Source organism: Paenibacillus sp. tmac-D7 (assembly GCF_006519665.1).
GTDB lineage: Bacteria > Bacillota > Bacilli > Paenibacillales > NBRC-103111 > Paenibacillus_G > Paenibacillus_G validus.
This window is the reverse complement of record NZ_VIDW01000019.1, coordinates 62399-78681: the sequence shown is the minus strand read 5'-3', so window position 1 is coordinate 78681 and position 16283 is coordinate 62399. Positions and strand designations below refer to the sequence as shown.

Genomic DNA, 16283 nt, shown 5'->3' with positions numbered 1-16283 from the left:
AAAGCGCATACAGTTATGCCGAACTATGAGCAAGAGGGGTTGGTAGGTCATGGTCGAGAACTCGGTTTGGAGTATTGACTTTTGGGATTTAGTGTTACGATTGATTGCCGCAGTTGTCCTTGGAGGTTTAATTGGTTTAGAAAGGGAAGTCAGCAACCATGCGGCTGGTTTTCGTACTCATATTCTTGTCTGTATCGGTGCTGCATTAATTATGCTGCTATCGATTTATGGCTTTTCTGATTTTGTAAACGAAATCAATGTCCGAATAGATCCATCCCGTCTTGCTGCTCAAGTCATTAGCGGTATCGGTTTTCTGGGCGCAGGTACGATATTGCGAAATGGACTTTCGATATCGGGATTAACAACGGCTGCCTCCTTGTGGGTAACGGCCGGAATTGGTTTATCGGCAGGTGCAGGGTTTTATAAAGGGGCGCTGGTTGCAACCTTCCTTGTCTTGGTATGTCTCTTTCTGTTGAACAAAACAGAGAAGTTGTTTAGCGCAAAGCATAAAAACCTGCTACAAATCACGATTGAAGACAACTCCACGTTGACCGGGAAAATTATATCCGAGTTGGAAGCAATGGGTATTCAGATTAAAAAAGTATATTTTTCGGAGGATGAATCGGTTGGGGAAGGATTTAAGACGGTACATTGCAGCGTCAATGGGATGGATGAAGCTGCTCTTCAGGAGTACGCATCTCAAATCATGAAATGGACTGGCGTCATCAAGATCGAATCCACGATGGATGGACAAAGGATTAAGCTCGTGGGAGCTAAAATTACGGTGGGGGGCTGATGATCAAATAACAATATGCGGATAGTTATAAGAGGTTGCGGTTTGGAGTTCATTTCAAAAAAAACAAGTAAAGGGTGGGTACATTGAAAAAACTTTATAAAGTGATGATGTCTCTCGCATTAGTTTCTCTCGCAGCTGGTTGCGCATCGGGCGGTAATGAGCAAGTTAAAAATGCTAATGAAGGAACGAAGCCTGTCGATAGTGCAAAAGAAGTGAAGGAAGTCAGCGGGACTGTGAATCTGTATACCTCTGAATCCCAAGACTTAGTTAACGAAATGATCCAGGATTTCAAGAAGAAGCAGCCTAAGATTGATGTGAAAATATACCGTTCCGGAACCGGTGCCGTTATTTCGAAAATCGAAGCGGAACAGATGGGCGGGGCTATCCAGGCCGATGTCATTTGGTTTGCCGATATTGACTATTATTCGAAATTGGCGAAAAAAGGGATGCTGGAAAAATATGATTCGCCTGAAGCGGCTAACCTGGATAAGCGCTATGCATATGAAGACGGAAAATATTATGAAGTACGTCAAATTTTCAATGTCATTGGCTATAATACATTAAAAATTAAAAATGCCCCTAAATCCTGGCAGGATCTCGGATCTCCTGAATATAAAGGGAAAGTCGCTATAGCAAATCCGAACTATTCCGGCGCAGCATTCTTAACATTAGCATCGCTCGTCAATACGAATGGGATGGGATGGGACTATTTCAGCAGCTTGAAAAATAATGGCGTTAAGTTTGAACAATCCAACGGTAACTTGACTAGTAAACTTGCAACAGGCGAATATTATGGCGTTTCAGTTGTAGACTTTATGGTCAGAAACGCTAAAAACAGCGGTTCGCCGGTTGAAATCGCTTGGCCTAGCGAGGGTTCCGTTCTTATTCCTACGCCGGTAGGCATTATTTCCGGATCTAAAAATAAAGAGGCTTCCCAGAAACTGATGGATTACCTCCTCTCCACGGATGGTCAGAAGTTTTTCGTGAAACAAGGCTACATTCCAGTCAAAGGGGATGCAGGCGCGCCTGAAGGATCGCCCAAATTGGACAGCATTAAAGTGATGCCGTTGGATATGAAATTCCTTGAAGATAACCGCGAATCTTTAAAAACGAAGTTTGGAGAATTATTTAGCGAAGCCAAATAATATGATTTCGAGTTAGGAAGGATTTGATCGTATGATCGGTAAGCCGCAAGGATTGACCTCCGGTCAATCTGCTGCCAAAAGCTCCTTTGATTTAGCTTCAATGGGTCCCCGCCTTATTTGGTGGGGGACCTTTGCCCTACTGGGATTTACCGTGTTTTATCCCTGCTTGGTGCTCGTAATCAACAGCTTTAAAGCGGATGGAAATATAACCTTTGCCAATTACGTGACCCTCTTTAGAGATCCGGCCATTTTGACTAGTATGACGAACAGCTTGAAGGTTGTAGTGCCTTCAACCATAATTGCAACAATACTGGGTGTTTTGTTAGCCTGGATTGTTGCGCGAACGAATATCCGTGGCAAAAAAATATGGCAAACCCTGCTGGCCACGCCCTATTTGATCCCGCCATTTGTCGGTGCCATATCCTGGACCTATCTGCTTGGACCTGTAGGGCTGATCAATGGCTGGTATATGGATATTTTTCAACAAACGGAGCCTCTGGTCGATATTTATAGTATGAGCGGTATGGTGTTCGTGATGTCGATCTACGGCTACACCATTCCTTACATTGTCGTGCTTCCTGCGATTCAAAAGATAGACGCATCGGTTGAAGAGGCGAGCCGAATTTCCGGCGCCAGCGTTTTACGCACGATGAAGGACATTACATTACCTTTGATATCCCCGGCCATATTGGGGGGAATGCTGCTTCTATTCATGAATTTGTTGGCGGATTTCGGTATTCCTGCGGTGTTAGGCTCTCCGAACGATATCAATTTGATGACCACTCAAATTTATCAAACGATTATCAATGTGGATAAGCCGAATAGTCTTCAAATTGCAGCGGCCAATTCCATGCTGCTCGCTCTATTCGGTATCATAGGACTGCAATTGTATCAAAAGATTATTAAATCGAGCAAATATGTCGTGGTTAGCGGTAAGCATCCTTCAGGGGAGAAAACTTCGCTTGGTTCCTGGAAAACTCCTGTATACGTGTTCTTGATCATCATTATCTTTGTCACAACGGTAGCTCCAATCTGTGCGGCGATATTTACTTCCTTGTTAAAAGCGTTTGGTGCTCCGAATAGCTGGTCGAATCTGACTTTCAGAAATTATGAAATGATCTTTGAAATCGAATCGGTTCGAAGAGCTGTCATGAACAGTTTTTCTCTGGCTGCGATTGCCGGCTTCGTCATTGCCGTACTAGGCCTCCTTTTATCCTATATGATTATTCGCGGAAAAATGGTTGGATCTCAACTAGTAGAATCATTAGTTGCCATTCCTTATGCGGTACCCGGCACTATTGTAGGCTTGGCGATGATTCTCGCTTTTGTGAATCCGGTTCCAATTGTAGGCTGGAATTTATATAGCACCTATATGATATTGCTTGTTGCCTACTTGGCCAGGTTTATGAACCTCGGGCTGCAAACGATTTCCGGCGCGATGGCTCAAATCCATCCATCTCTCGAGGAAGCGAGTCGGATTTCCGGCGCCTCCCAGATGAGAGCCTTTTGGGATATTATGATTCCCTTGCTAAGGCCCAGTTTCTATGCTTCATTTTTTCTTGTCCTTATGCCGGCTTTGGGAGAGATCACGTTATCATCCTTGCTATGGTCCGTCAATAACGAAACCATTGGAGTCGTTGTATTTTCAGCTCAGGAAGAAGGAAAGGTCGCGCTCACGGCGGCACTTGCCGTATTACTCATTTTGTTTGTAACCGTGACCAACATCATCTTGAAAATCGTGAGTAAGGGCCGGATTGGATTGTAAAAAATACGACATCGATGCTTCGGGGAGGATAATACTATGGGTACACTCGTTCTGGATGGCATTTCCAAGGTTTATAAGGGAAGCACAGCTGTTCATAAGGTAAACGTGACAATCGAAAGAAATGAATTCGCAACCATTGTTGGCCCATCCGGATGTGGGAAAACGACTACTTTACGAATGATTGCCGGATTTATTGAACCAACCGACGGTGTGATTACACTGGATAAGGAAGAATTGGTTAATACCGCGCGTTCCACTTTTCTGCAGCCAGAAAGGCGCGGGATCGGCATGGTGTTTCAATCTTATGCGGTATGGCCTCATATGAACGTCTTTGAGAACGTTGCCTATCCCCTTAAGCTGCGAAAGATGAATAAGGCCGATATGGCGGCCAAAACCAGGGAAATTCTGCGTATCGTCCATCTGGACGCTTACGAAAAGCGATTTCCTCATGAATTGTCAGGAGGTCAGCAGCAAAGGGTAGCCTTGGCTAGAGCGCTCGTCATGGAACCTCGCTTGCTCTTGCTGGATGAACCTTTATCGAATCTGGATGCCGCATTGCGCGAGCAGATGAGAATCGAGATCAAAGAGATTCAACGTAAAATGGGCATTACCATTATTAATGTAACTCACGATCAAGTTGAAGCAATGACGATGTCCGATAAAGTGATTGTGATGAACAGCGGGCATGTTGTCCAGGTTGGCAGTCCGATGGAGATCTATAACCGCCCCGCGAATTCGTTTGTAGCCAAATTTATCGGCTCGGCCAACGTCATTCCTTGTCAAGTGGTGGAGCGTAATTCAGGGCCGACCATGACGGTTCGTTTATTCGATACGACGCTGGAAATACCGGCTTTCGATACAAATCGGAATGAAGGATGGGTATCGGTTAGACCGCATCATATCGTGCCCGACAGTCATTCATCCCTACGTGGGAAAATTACGAATAAATTGTATCAAGGCGACAGGATTGAGTATCACTTGCAGGTTCAAAATGAAAAAATCGCTGTCGTTACGGATGCTAGCGAAAGCAACAATTACAATCTGGACGATGAAATGGGCATTAACATTCTACAAGGAGTTTGGCTCGAAGATTAAAAAAACGGTGACACCGTTAGATTTTGATGGGGTGAGGATATGAAAGTGACTGTACTGGGCTATTGGGGAGGTTATCCTTCTGCAGGCGGAGCGACAGCGGGTTATTTAATAACAACGGATGAAGGGAACATTTTATTGGACTGCGGCAGTGGCGTCATGAGCAGGTTATCCTTCTATACGAATGTCGAGTCCTTATCCGGTGTTATACTTTCCCATTTACATTACGACCATATGGCGGATATCGGTATTTTGCAATATGCGGCCGTTGGCGCAAGAAGGACAGGAAGGATGACGAACAAGCTGCAAATTTATGCGCCGGACTCGCCGGTATCGGCTATGCAAGATTTAATGGGAAACCATTCCGATGTATATGCGATTAATCCTTTAAATAAAGTGAGCCTGGCAGGTGCTGAAATTGAGTTTATTCCGGTTCAACACACGATTTCATGCTATGCTGTCAAAATTAAATACGGCGGAAAAACGTTTGTTTATTCAGGCGATACCTCATACTGCGAATCATTGATTGACTTTGCCCAAAATGCGGATATCTTCCTTTGCGAAGCTACGATTTGCGAAGGCAGCAGGCATACAACGGGAGAAGGGCATATGGATGCCGTTCAGGCAGGTACGATCGCGAAGAAGGCCAATGTGAAAAAATTGGTATTAACCCATTTACCGCATGACGGCGATTTTGAATTTATGAAAAAAACGGCCAGTGAAGTGTTTGGAAGGCCTGCATATATTCCAAATGTAGTCAGTACTTTTATGCTATGAAAAGGACGGAGTAGCGCGTATGTATAAACTGTTAGCACTAGATATGGATGGAACGCTGCTGGATCCGCAAAAGATGATTACTTTACCCGTTCAAGAGGCTGTGCAGCAGCTGGTTTATAATCAGATTCATGTGACCTTGGCCTCAGGACGGTTTCCGGCATCGGTATGGCTGCATGGGAAATATTTAGGCTTGAAATTCCCGCTTATTGCGTTAAACGGAGCTGTGATCCTGGACCCCGTCACAGGCGAGAAATTATTTGGCTATCCGATCAGCAGGGAAATCGCTTGTAAAATCGCAACCTTTGTTGAAGCGAAGGGCTCTTATATCCATTATTACGGTTACAATGTTTTGTACGTTAACGAGTTGACCGAAATGAATCGTGCTTGGCCGCTTGCTAATGTGGTCATGGATCCAAGCAAGGAATTGACGGAGGATAATTACCGCGGTCAAGTACATTTAATACAGGTCTCTCCCGTCGGCCCATTATCTCATTTTCTGGCGTCAAGGGAGGAAGAGGTCTATAAGGCTACGGTCATTGATGATGATCCGGCAGTAATCGACCGTCTTTATAAGGAGATGAGCGGCTGGGAGGGAATTACGCTTTCCCGGACAGGAAGAAGAAGATTCGATATTAACCTTGCAGACATTAATAAAAAAACGGCGCTTATGAAGGTATGCTCCGAATACAATATCGCTTCCAAACAGGTTGTAACCATAGGCGATTACGATAATGATATTGAAATGCTGGATTGGGCCGGGTTAGGTATTGCTATGGGAAATGGGAATGACAATGCAAAGGGAGTCGCTAACGTGATCACGGATTCAAATGCAGATCATGGAGTTGCGACAGCGATCCGTCAATATTTTGAATTGAACAGGTAGAGGGGAAATGGAGGGATATCCAAATGGCAGTAGAAATGAAAGCCAAAATCGATCTATCGGCAGAAAGACTGCTGGATCTATATTATCAGATGTGGCTGGTGCGGTATTTCGACGAGAAGGTCGATGAGTTTTTTGCCAAGGGATTGATACACGGGACAACGCATTTGTGTGTAGGGCAGGAGGCAACGGCTGTCGGGGCTTGCGCGGTATTGGAAGATCGGGATAAGATCACAAGCACGCACCGGGGCCATGGTCATTGTATCGCGAAAGGCGCGCAGGCGGACCGGATGATGGCGGAATTGTTCGGCAGGGAAACCGGCTACTGTAAAGGCAAGGGCGGCTCGATGCATATTGCGGACGTAGAGAAAGGCAACCTGGGAGCTAACGGGATCGTAGGCGGCGGCATTCCGATCGCAGCGGGCGCTGCGCTTACGTCGAAGATGAAAAACCTGGGTTATGTCGTGCTCTGCTTCTTCGGTGACGGCGCAAGCAACGAGGGAAGCTTTCATGAAGCGATCAACCTTGCAGCGATCTGGAAGCTGCCGGTTGTCTTCTTTTGCGAGAACAATCAATACGGGATGTCCGGTCCGGCGAAAGAGATGATCGGGGTAGAGAACATTGCGGACCGCTCCAAGGCTTACGGCATCCCGGGCGTTGTGGTGGAAGGGAACGATATCTTTGAAGTCATGCGTGTGACGAACGAAGCGGTCGAGCGGGCCCGGAACGGCAGCGGACCGACGTTAATCGAAGCGAAGACCTACCGCTGGAAGGGACACTCGAAGAGCGACGCCAAGAAGTATCGGACCAAAGAAGAAGAGCAGTACTGGAAAGAAGAAAAAGATCCGATTGCGAAAATGGCGGCCCGCTTACTAGCGGATCAAGCTGCAACCGGGGAACAGCTCGAGGAGCTGCGGGTGAAGGCGCTGAAAGAAATCGAAGCGGCCGTCAAATTTGCGGAAGAGAGCCCGATGCCGTCTCCGGACGCGATTACGGAGGACGTATTCGCTTAAGTTGGCTGAAGTTCTATAGATGAAGGTACAGGGTAAGGGGGAGCCGAACGAAGTGAGGAAAATAACGTATTTGGAAGCGATCAAAGAGTCGATGTCCCAGATGATGCGGGAAAACGAGGACGTGTTTGTACTCGGAGAGGATATCGGCGTGTACGGGGGAGCGTTCGGGGTCACGCGAGGGATGATCGAGGAATTCGGTCCGGAGCGAATCCGGAATACCCCGATTTCGGAGTCGGCGATCGCCGGCGCTGCCGTTGGGGCGGCGCTTACGGGGATGCGGCCGATCCTGGAGCTGCAATTTTCCGATTTTATAACGATTGCGACCGATCAGATTGTCAACCAAGCGGCCAAAATCCGCTATATGTACGGCGGGAAGGGCAAGGTGCCGATGGTACTGCGCACGCCAGCGGGCTCGGGTACGGGAGCAGCCGCGCAGCATTCGCAAAGCTTGGAAGCGTGGATGGCGCACATCCCCGGCCTGAAGGTCATTCAGCCTTCGACCGCGTATGATGCGAAGGGCTTGCTACGCGCAGCGATAGAAGACGATAACCCCGTCATTTTCTATGAACATAAATTGCTCTACCGGACCATGGACGAGGTGCCGGAAGAGGCCTACACGCTCCCGATCGGCAAGGCGGACGTGAAGCGCCAGGGGACGGACGTAACCGTCGTCGCGACGTCGATTATGGTGCACCGCGCGCTGGAGGCGGCGGGGCAGCTGGAGAAAGAGGGCATTCAGATCGAAGTGATCGACCCGCGGACCCTGGTGCCGCTGGACATCGAAACCGTGGTGGAATCCGTGAAAAAAACCGGACGCCTCATCGTCGTTCACGAGGCGGTCAAACGCGGCGGTTTCGGCGGCGAGATTGTCAGCCAGGTCATGGAAAGCGAGGCGTTCGATTACCTGGACGCGCCGATTCAGCGGCTGGGCGGCTTGGACGTTCCTATTCCCTACAATCCAATCATGGAGAAAAAAGCCGTTCCCCAAGTCGACGATATCGTCCAGGCTGTGAAGAAGGCGCTCAAGTAAGTGGCAGGGAGGCCCGAAGGAGATGCTAAATGAAGTGTTCATGCCGAAGCTCGGCATGACGATGGAAACAGGCACGATTATTCGCTGGTTTAAACAAGAAGGGGAAGCCGTGCGCCAAGGCGACACGCTGCTGGAAGTGCTGACGGATAAAATCAATATCGAGGTGGAAGCGTACCATTCCGGTATTTTAGTGAAACGATATTACGAAGAGGATGCGGTTGTACCCGTCAACCACGTCATCGGTTACATCGGAGAGGCCGGGGATCAGGCTCCGGCATGGCCGCCAGACGCTTCGGGAGCGGCTTCGGATGGCGAAGCGGCCGGGCCTGCAGCATCGGGTCAGGGTGCCGTTGAAGCGTCCGAAGAGCCGGCGCAAGCGCCGGCGGAAGGGAAGCCGCGGGCAACCCCGGCGGCGCGAAAAGCTGCGCGCGACCACGGCGTGGCGCTGCAGCAGGTCAAGGGCAGCGGAGAGAAGGGACGGATTCACCGTGCGGACGTTGAAGGGTACGTCTCTGCGGGCGCCAAGGCTAAGGAAGCAGCGTCGACGGTCAGGGCGACCCCGCTGGCGCAGAAGGTTGCGGCGGCGAACGGCCTGGAGCTTGGTCAGGTAGAGGGCAGCGGCGAACGCGGCAAAATCGTGCGCTCCGATGTCGAGCGCGCCCTGCAGCCTGCGAAAGCGCAAGCCGGGGAGAAACGGGTGATCAAGCTGCAGGGCATGCGGAAAATTATTGCGCAGCGGATGTCGCAAAGCGCCTATACGGCTCCGCACGTCACCATCACGACGACGGTGGACATGACGGCGGCGAAAGCGATGCGTACGGAGCTGCTGCCGATCGTCGAGAAGCAGACGGGCCTGCGGCTGTCGTATACGGAGATCCTGCTCAAAGCAATTTCCGCTTGCCTCGTGAAGCATCCGAACTTGAACGCGCGATGGGAGAATGAAGAGGTCGTGCTTCAGGACCATACGAACATCGGGTTGGCCGTGTCGGTGAAAGACGGCTTGCTCGTGCCGGTCATCTTCGAAGCGGAGCGTATGGGTCTGGCGGAGCTGGTGAGGAAATCGAAGGAGGTTGCGGGGAAAGCCCGCGACAACAAGCTGAAGCCGGAAGATTTGAGCGGGGGAACGTTCACGGTCAGCAATCTCGGGATGTATGCGGTCGATTCCTTCACCCCCATCATTAACCAGCCTGAGGTGGCCATTCTGGGAGTCGGACAAATTCAAGACAAGCCGGCTGTCATCGGGGGGCAAGTGCTGGTTCGGCCGATGATGACGCTGAGTCTTTCGTTTGACCATCGGGTGGTCGACGGTGCTCCGGCCGCAGCCTTTTTAACGGAATTAAAGACCGTGCTGGAACAGCCGTACCAATTGCTGGTTTGATTATGAGGGTTGAGGTGACAACGTTGAATTCATACGATTTGGTAGTGCTCGGTGGAGGCCCGGGCGGTTATGTGGCTGCGATCCGTGCGGCGAAGCTAGGGCTATCGGTTGCCCTGATCGAAGCTTCCGAGCTTGGAGGCACATGCCTTAACCGCGGATGCATTCCGTCCAAAACGCTGCTGCATATGGCGGAAGCGGTTGAAACGATCAAGAAGGTTCAAGCCTGGGGAATCAAGACGGGCCCGGTTGAACTATCATGGGATGCGATGCTGGCCCGTCAGGGCCAAGTGATGCAGACGCTGCGCACCGGCATTGCGGGGCTGCTGAAAGCAAACAAGATCAGCCATCTCCGCGGCTGGGGCAAGGTGCTGCCGAACCGTGAGATCGAGGTTGCTTCGGATACGGGAGTGACCCGCGTACGCGCGGACAAGATTATTTTGGCTACAGGCTCCAAGCCTTTCGTTCCCCCGATTCCGGGATTGGACGGGCTGCCTTATCAAACGAGCGATACGATTTTCCAAATGGACCGTATACCGAAAACGACGACGATTATCGGCGGCGGTGTGATCGGTGTTGAATTCGCGGCTATTTTCTCGGCGTTCGGCACGCAGGTGACGGTTGTTGAAGCGACCGACCGCATCGTGCCGACTGAGGACGAAGCGGCTTCCCAAGCGCTGGCCAAGGCGTTGAAGCAGCGGGGCGTTCAGGTGCAGGCTGCGACCAAAGTGGAGCAGGTTCGCTACGACAATGGCCAATTCCATGTGTCGGCGGCGCACGGCGGCCAGACGTCCGAGCATGCGGCTGAGGAATTGCTGGTCGCAGTCGGTCGGACTCCAAGCCTTGGCGGGCTGGAGGAGCTGCCGCTCAAGATGAACGGGCGATTTGTCGAGGTCAATGAACAGATGGAAACGAGCATCCCCCATGTATACGCCATTGGGGATCTTGTCGGGGGATATCAATTGGCGCATGTGGCTAGTGCCGAAGGGCTTATAGCGGCAGCGAATGCGGCCGGAAAACAAGAGAAAATCGATTACCGCGTCGTACCTCGCTGCATTTACACCCATCCCGAAATCGCCAGTGTAGGGATGACGGAGCAGGAAGCGAAGAACAGCGGTCTTGCGGTTAAAGTCCAGACGTATTCCATGAGAGGGAACGGGAAGGCGCTGTCCATGGGAGAAACCGATGGCTTCGTGAAGCTGATCGCCGATGAGAAATACGGCGAGATTGTTGGCGTAACCATGGTCGGGCCGCACGTGACCGACATGATTACGACAGCTTCCTCATTCATGCATTTAGAGGGCACGGTGGCAGAGTGGGCAAACCTGATCCATCCGCATCCGACCGTATCGGAGTCTTTCTATGAGGCGGCTAACGGATGGCTGGGCATGGGAGTCAATCATTAATACAGGATAAGATGCAATCGGAAAGGTTGTCTCGAAAAGGACAGCCTTTTTCGTACACACGCCGATGTTATCTTAGAGCAACTCGTGAAGGGTTACGATCATTGCCGGCTGGTTGAAGTATCTTTATCCTTGTGGAACAGCGGGTATTTATTTGTTGACAGAACCGTAAGCAGTGTTTAGAATTACAAATGAAAGCGATAGATACAAATGTAAAGAAGGCGCTTGATTAAAGCGGCAGCCCTATCAAACTGAGTGATGAATGAAGTTTCAAATATTGAAGAAGATCGGGGAGAAGCCATATGAACATGAATAAAAAGCTGTTGGAGCTGGAGCGTAAGGGCGGTTTGATCCGTGTCGGCTTAATTGGAGCGGGTCAAATGGGACGCGGCATGATCTCGCAAATCGAAAGCATGAAGGGAATGCGTGTGGTAGCCACTGCTGATATAAGGGTTGAGCAGGCCAAAAACGCTTACTTGTTTGCAGGTGTCCGCGCAGAGCACATCGTGCAAACACGCGAGCTGGAGCAGGCGGAGCGGGCGATAGACCAGCGTTCGGTTGTGGTTACGGATGACATGCACATGCTGCTCGCGCTCCCGAATGTGGATGTGATCGTTGATGCGACCGGAGTACCGAGTGTTGGTGCGGAGATTGCCTGGAAGGCGATCCTGAACAAAAAGCATATCGTCATGTTGAACGTCGAAACGGATGTAACCGTTGGCCCGCTGCTTAATAAAATGGCCGCTTCGGCAGGCGTTGTATACACGGGCTCGGCCGGTGACGAGCCAGGGGCGGTCATGGAGCTGTACAACTTTGCGGATGCTATCGGCTTCGAGGTTCTGGCGATCGGTAAAGGCAAGAACAACCCGCTTAATGTGCAGGCAACGCCGGATTCGGCACGTGAATATGCGCAAAGCGTAGGGGCGAATCCGAAGATGATCGCTTCATTCCAAGACGGAACCAAGACGATGATCGAGATGACAGCGGTGGCTAACGCGACAGGGTTTGTACCGGACCAACCAGGGATGAACGGGCCGGTAGCAACCGTGGAGGAGCTGACACAGGTGCTTCGTCTGCGGGAGGATGGAGGCATCCTGACGCGGACAGGAGTCGTTGAATATGTGAACGGTGTAGCACCGGGCGTATTTGTTATCGTCACCTCGGGCAAGGAAGAGGTCCGGCATGAGATGGAGTACCTGAAGATGGGCAAAGGCCCGAACTTTGTGTTATTCCGGCCGTACCATTTAACGAGCCTGGAGACCCCGTTGTCGGTGGCTGGTGCCTACTTCTACAATGAGCAAACCATCGCACCGTGGAAAGGGCTGGTGGCTGAAACCGTGTCCATCGCCAAGAAGGATCTGCAGCCGGGAGATCGTCTGGACGGGATCGGCGGATTCACGGTGTACGGCAAGATCATGACTGCGGCCGAAGCGAAATCGCTAAACGCCTTACCGATCGGTTTAGTTCAAGCACAGACGGTAAAACGCGCGGTAAGGGCCGGTGAAATCATCACGTACGATGACGTGGAGCAAACGGCTTCTTCGGTCATTTGGGAGCTGCGCAAGCTGCAGGATCAAGCACTTCTCGCCGGGAGCCTATAAAGGTAAGGCGCTGTAATCTTAGCAAATGAATCCGCTTTCGATAACATCCACCTTTTTAGTGAAAGCTGACTTGATAATCATGATGAAGTATGGGTGGGGTTGATTGACGATGATGACTGATGAGGAGAAAAAGTTTCTGCTTAAGATTAGCCGCATGTATTATTTTGAAGATTGTACACAAGCGGAAATCGCCAAGAAAGTCGGAGTTTCCAGACCTATCATATCTAAAGGTCTTCAGAAGGCGCTCCACGTAAAGCTGGTTGAAATTATTATACATGACCAAGCGGCGCCTACGATCGATTTGGAGCAGGAAATCGAAAGCGCTTTTTCATTAGAAGAAGTTATCGTCGTACCCACGGCCGATATGTCAACCGAGCTTGCCAATAGTGCGCTTGCCAAGGCTGCTTCCTCCTATGTGCTGAAGCAGCTCAAGCATGTAACGAAGATCGGCATCTCGTGGGGGACGACCTTACACAACCTGGTGAAGGAATTCCCCGAAGAGGCTCACGAGCATTTGAAGATAATCCCGCTCGTAGGGGGCATGGGCTCTAATCGAATTGAGCTTCATTCGAATCAAATTGCCTACGAATTGTCCAAAAAGCTGAACTGCAGCTGTGAATCCTTGTATGCGCCGGCCATTGTGGAGAGTGAAAGCTTCCGCGATCTTCTATTGCAAACCCCGACGGTTGCCGATGTGTTGGAAGAAGCGAAAAAAATTGATCTGGCCATTGTAGGGATCGGTAATCCCTTTATGCAATCCACCCTGGAGGAAATCGGTTATATAGGGGACGATGAGTTGAAGAGTTTGGAAGCCTCCGGCGTTGTCGGGGATATCAACTCCTGTTTTATTTGCAGGGACGGCACGATCGCAAAAAATTCGATCAACGAGCGGGTCATAGGAATTCAGGTGGTTGAATTGAAGAGCGTGAGCAAGGTAATCGCCATTGTTCAAGGAAGCCATAAAGCAGATAGCGTCTTGGCGGCTCTGCGGGGGGGCTATATTCATACGCTGATTACAGATGAACAAACGGCTTCAGAGATGGTTAGACTCATGAAAATACAGAGCCACAAGCAGGATTCGGGCCAGCCAGGCTAGAGCTGGCCCCATGCGGCTCATCGAGCCGCTGTTCGTCCTGCTGTCAAGATCGACCCGATTTGAAGATGGAATGAATGAACCAAACGAGTATGAACACGGCGATCAGGGCGCCTATTTCCAGTACAGGGATGCTCCCCAATAAGCCAGGCTGATTGCTCTGGGAAGAGCCGATCATGATTCCCGTCAGGATGATGCAGAAAGAAAGCCAAACCATACTGAGCGAAATCCTCTTGCTGATCCGATCCAGTTGTCTAAGCAGAAGATCAAATTGAGGGATGCTGACGTCCAGTTGTCCTTTCTTAATTAAAGGGATCAGCTCTTTGACCAGATTTGGGAATTCAAAGAGAATGTCGCTGTATTGCGTCCATTCTTCTTTGACATGTTCCAGTATCGAACCGGGATGAAGACGCTCGAGCAATAATTTTTTGCCGAACGGCTCTGCGATTTGGAGGATGCTGATCTTGGGATCCAGCTGCTTAACCACACCCTCTACCGTAATCAAGCATTTGCCCAATAGAACAAAATCGGCGGGAATCCGGACTTCATGCCGATAGGCTACTTCCAGAAGATCGTTTACCGCTTCTCCAAGACTCATCTCCCCGAAAGGCACGCCAACGTATTTATCACGAAGAAGATCGACATCGCGACGCAGGTCTGTCATGTTCACTTGCGGCGTAACAAGCCCCATCCCAAGCAAAGCTCTAATCACACCCTCCGAGCTCTGCAGCATTAATGCGATGATGAGCTTGGCGAGCTGCCGCTTGATCTTCGGCGTCAACCGGCCTACCAATCCAAAGTCCATAAATGCAATCACCTCACCCCGCAGCACCGTAATATTGCCGGGATGAGGATCCGCATGAAAAAAGCCTTTAATAAAAATTTGATGCAAAATGGCATTCATTAACCGCTCGGCTATTCTTTTGGAATCATAGCCTTTGGCATGCAGCAGTTCGGGAGAATTTAATTTGATCCCATCCATAAACTCCATGGCTAGAATCTTCTTGGAGGAAAATTCCCAATACACCTTCGGAATTCGGATGTGAGCCTGGTTTTTAAATTGACTGGCAATTTTTTCGGCATTTTTCCCTTCAATTGTATAATCAAGCTCATCGAGTAACGATTTTTTAAATTCTTCGAACAACCGCACAAGCTGATGGCGATGGGCCCATTCGAAACGGGCTTCAGCCATGATTGCTAAATTTTGCAGGATTTCCAGATCCGTTCGGATCGTCTCGGCAATCGTTGGGCGCTGGACTTTAACAGCGATCCTCTCTCCTGTGGTTAGAAGGGCAAGATGAACTTGCCCGATCGAAGCGGCAGCCAGCGGCGTTTCCTCAAAGCTGAGAAAGGTTTGGTCCAGATCGATGTTCAATTCGGATTCAATGATATGTTTGACTTCCTGATAGGAGAAGGGGGTAACCTGATCCTGAAGCTTTTCCAATTCCTTAATGATAGACTCCGGTATGAGGTCGGACCGTGTACTGGCAATTTGGCCCAGCTTAATAAAAGTCGGACCCAATTCTTGAACAACGAGACGGATTCGCTCGCCAATAGATGTTTTTTCGTCCTTTTTTGTTCCGTTTCGAATGTTGCCGGGCAAGGACAACAGATGGAAAATGTCCAATTCTTCTACGATAAAACCAAAGCCATGGCGAGTAAGGGCCATTGCAATGCCCCGATAACGGTTAAAATGGCGAATCCGTTTGCCGATCAAGTGAAACCATCCTTTCAGGCAACAAGAGCTTATTCGTTGTTGTTTTCCAATTTTTCAAGACGCTTGCTCAGATTTTCAATGTCTTCCTTGGTCGCCACGTGCAGCTCTGCTAACAGGCTGTTCAATTGCTCTCGAATGAGCTGCTTCAGCTGTGCCTGTTCGGCTTCCCCCTTTTCTATCAATCGGTTGACAAGTTCTTTGGATTCATTGGCTGAAATATTTCCCTTTTTTACTAATTCATCAACTGCACTTTCAAGTTTTTCTTTGCTCAGGATCGTGACGCCGAGTCCTAACGACAAAGCTTTCTTCAGCAATTCATTCATCTAGTGAACCTCCTGTTTAATGATACTATAGAGTACCCCAATTCCCTGAATGCTATTAACTGATTCTGGAAATTTATTGCGTGCATGCCGACATCACTTTTCCTTGTTCATTGGATAAGCACCCCCTCTTACATATGTATTATACAATAACAATTGTAAAAAATGGTGCAGTCAGGAACATATTTTATATGAATATGTCGGTTGATATAAACAAATGAGCCTTGACAAAAACAAGAATACAGAAGTAGTATGATATTACAAATGTAACAAATA

Annotated in this window: 14 protein-coding genes; 12 read left to right on the top strand and 2 right to left on the bottom strand. The window is 49.6% G+C overall.

The features are described 5' to 3' along the window. The first annotated feature begins 49 nt into the window (after window positions 1-49). The 12 genes from FKP33_RS14745 (at window position 50) to FKP33_RS14690 (ending at window position 13973) form a co-directional block, all read left to right on the top strand. Window positions 50-796, top strand: coding sequence for an MgtC/SapB family protein (locus FKP33_RS14745; RefSeq protein ID WP_127610653.1), 747 nt, complete (start codon window positions 50-52; stop codon window positions 794-796). A gap of 83 nt (window positions 797-879) precedes the next feature. Further along, a complete protein-coding gene (locus FKP33_RS14740) occupies window positions 880-1941 on the top strand; it encodes an ABC transporter substrate-binding protein (protein WP_127610651.1) in 1062 nt (353 codons plus the stop codon). Between the two features lie 31 nt (window positions 1942-1972). Continuing rightward, the gene (locus FKP33_RS14735; protein ID WP_141335575.1) at window positions 1973-3706 is read left to right on the top strand and encodes an ABC transporter permease; all 1734 of its coding nucleotides are present in this window, start codon (window positions 1973-1975) and stop codon (window positions 3704-3706) included. 36 nt (window positions 3707-3742) lie between these two features. After that, window positions 3743-4801: an ABC transporter ATP-binding protein gene (locus FKP33_RS14730; RefSeq protein ID WP_127610647.1), complete on the top strand. Its 1059-nt coding sequence runs from the start codon at window positions 3743-3745 to the stop codon at window positions 4799-4801. A 39-nt stretch (window positions 4802-4840) separates the two neighbouring features. Further along, on the top strand, window positions 4841-5575 hold the full coding sequence (locus FKP33_RS14725) for an MBL fold metallo-hydrolase (RefSeq protein WP_127610645.1): 735 nt from the start codon (window positions 4841-4843) through the stop codon (window positions 5573-5575). Window positions 5576-5594: 19 nt separating this feature from the next. Beyond that, entirely contained in the window at window positions 5595-6458 is an 864-nt protein-coding gene (locus tag FKP33_RS14720) for a Cof-type HAD-IIB family hydrolase (protein WP_141335574.1), read from the top strand. 23 nt (window positions 6459-6481) lie between these two features. Beyond that, complete coding sequence (locus tag FKP33_RS14715) at window positions 6482-7468, top strand: thiamine pyrophosphate-dependent dehydrogenase E1 component subunit alpha (RefSeq protein WP_141335571.1); 987 nt, start codon at window positions 6482-6484, stop codon at window positions 7466-7468. 52 nt (window positions 7469-7520) lie between these two features. Beyond that, complete coding sequence (locus FKP33_RS14710; protein WP_127610563.1) at window positions 7521-8498, top strand: alpha-ketoacid dehydrogenase subunit beta; 978 nt, start codon at window positions 7521-7523, stop codon at window positions 8496-8498. Between the two features lie 22 nt (window positions 8499-8520). Then, window positions 8521-9876 (top strand): 2-oxo acid dehydrogenase subunit E2, encoded by a 1356-nt coding sequence (locus FKP33_RS14705; protein ID WP_141335570.1) that lies wholly within the window; start codon window positions 8521-8523, stop codon window positions 9874-9876. Between the two features lie 23 nt (window positions 9877-9899). Beyond that, entirely contained in the window at window positions 9900-11279 is a 1380-nt protein-coding gene (gene lpdA / locus FKP33_RS14700; protein WP_174817621.1) for a dihydrolipoyl dehydrogenase, read from the top strand. Between the two features lie 299 nt (window positions 11280-11578). Continuing rightward, window positions 11579-12877 carry an NAD(P)H-dependent oxidoreductase gene (locus FKP33_RS14695; RefSeq protein ID WP_141335573.1) on the top strand — a complete coding sequence of 433 codons (1299 nt, stop codon included), beginning with the start codon at window positions 11579-11581 and terminating at the stop codon, window positions 12875-12877. 109 nt (window positions 12878-12986) lie between these two features. After that, window positions 12987-13973: a sugar-binding transcriptional regulator gene (locus tag FKP33_RS14690; protein ID WP_258313450.1), complete on the top strand. Its 987-nt coding sequence runs from the start codon at window positions 12987-12989 to the stop codon at window positions 13971-13973. Window positions 13974-14016: 43 nt separating this feature from the next. Here the strand turns inward: FKP33_RS14690 and FKP33_RS14685 are convergent, their stop codons facing one another. Together FKP33_RS14685 and FKP33_RS14680 are read right to left on the bottom strand one after the other, a co-directional pair. Next, window positions 14017-15687 (bottom strand): ABC1 kinase family protein, encoded by a 1671-nt coding sequence (locus FKP33_RS14685; RefSeq protein WP_141335572.1) that lies wholly within the window; start codon window positions 15685-15687, stop codon window positions 14017-14019. A gap of 29 nt (window positions 15688-15716) precedes the next feature. Further along, window positions 15717-16010 carry a phasin family protein gene (locus FKP33_RS14680; protein ID WP_127610783.1) on the bottom strand — a complete coding sequence of 98 codons (294 nt, stop codon included), beginning with the start codon at window positions 16008-16010 and terminating at the stop codon, window positions 15717-15719. Window positions 16011-16283 lie beyond the last annotated feature (273 nt).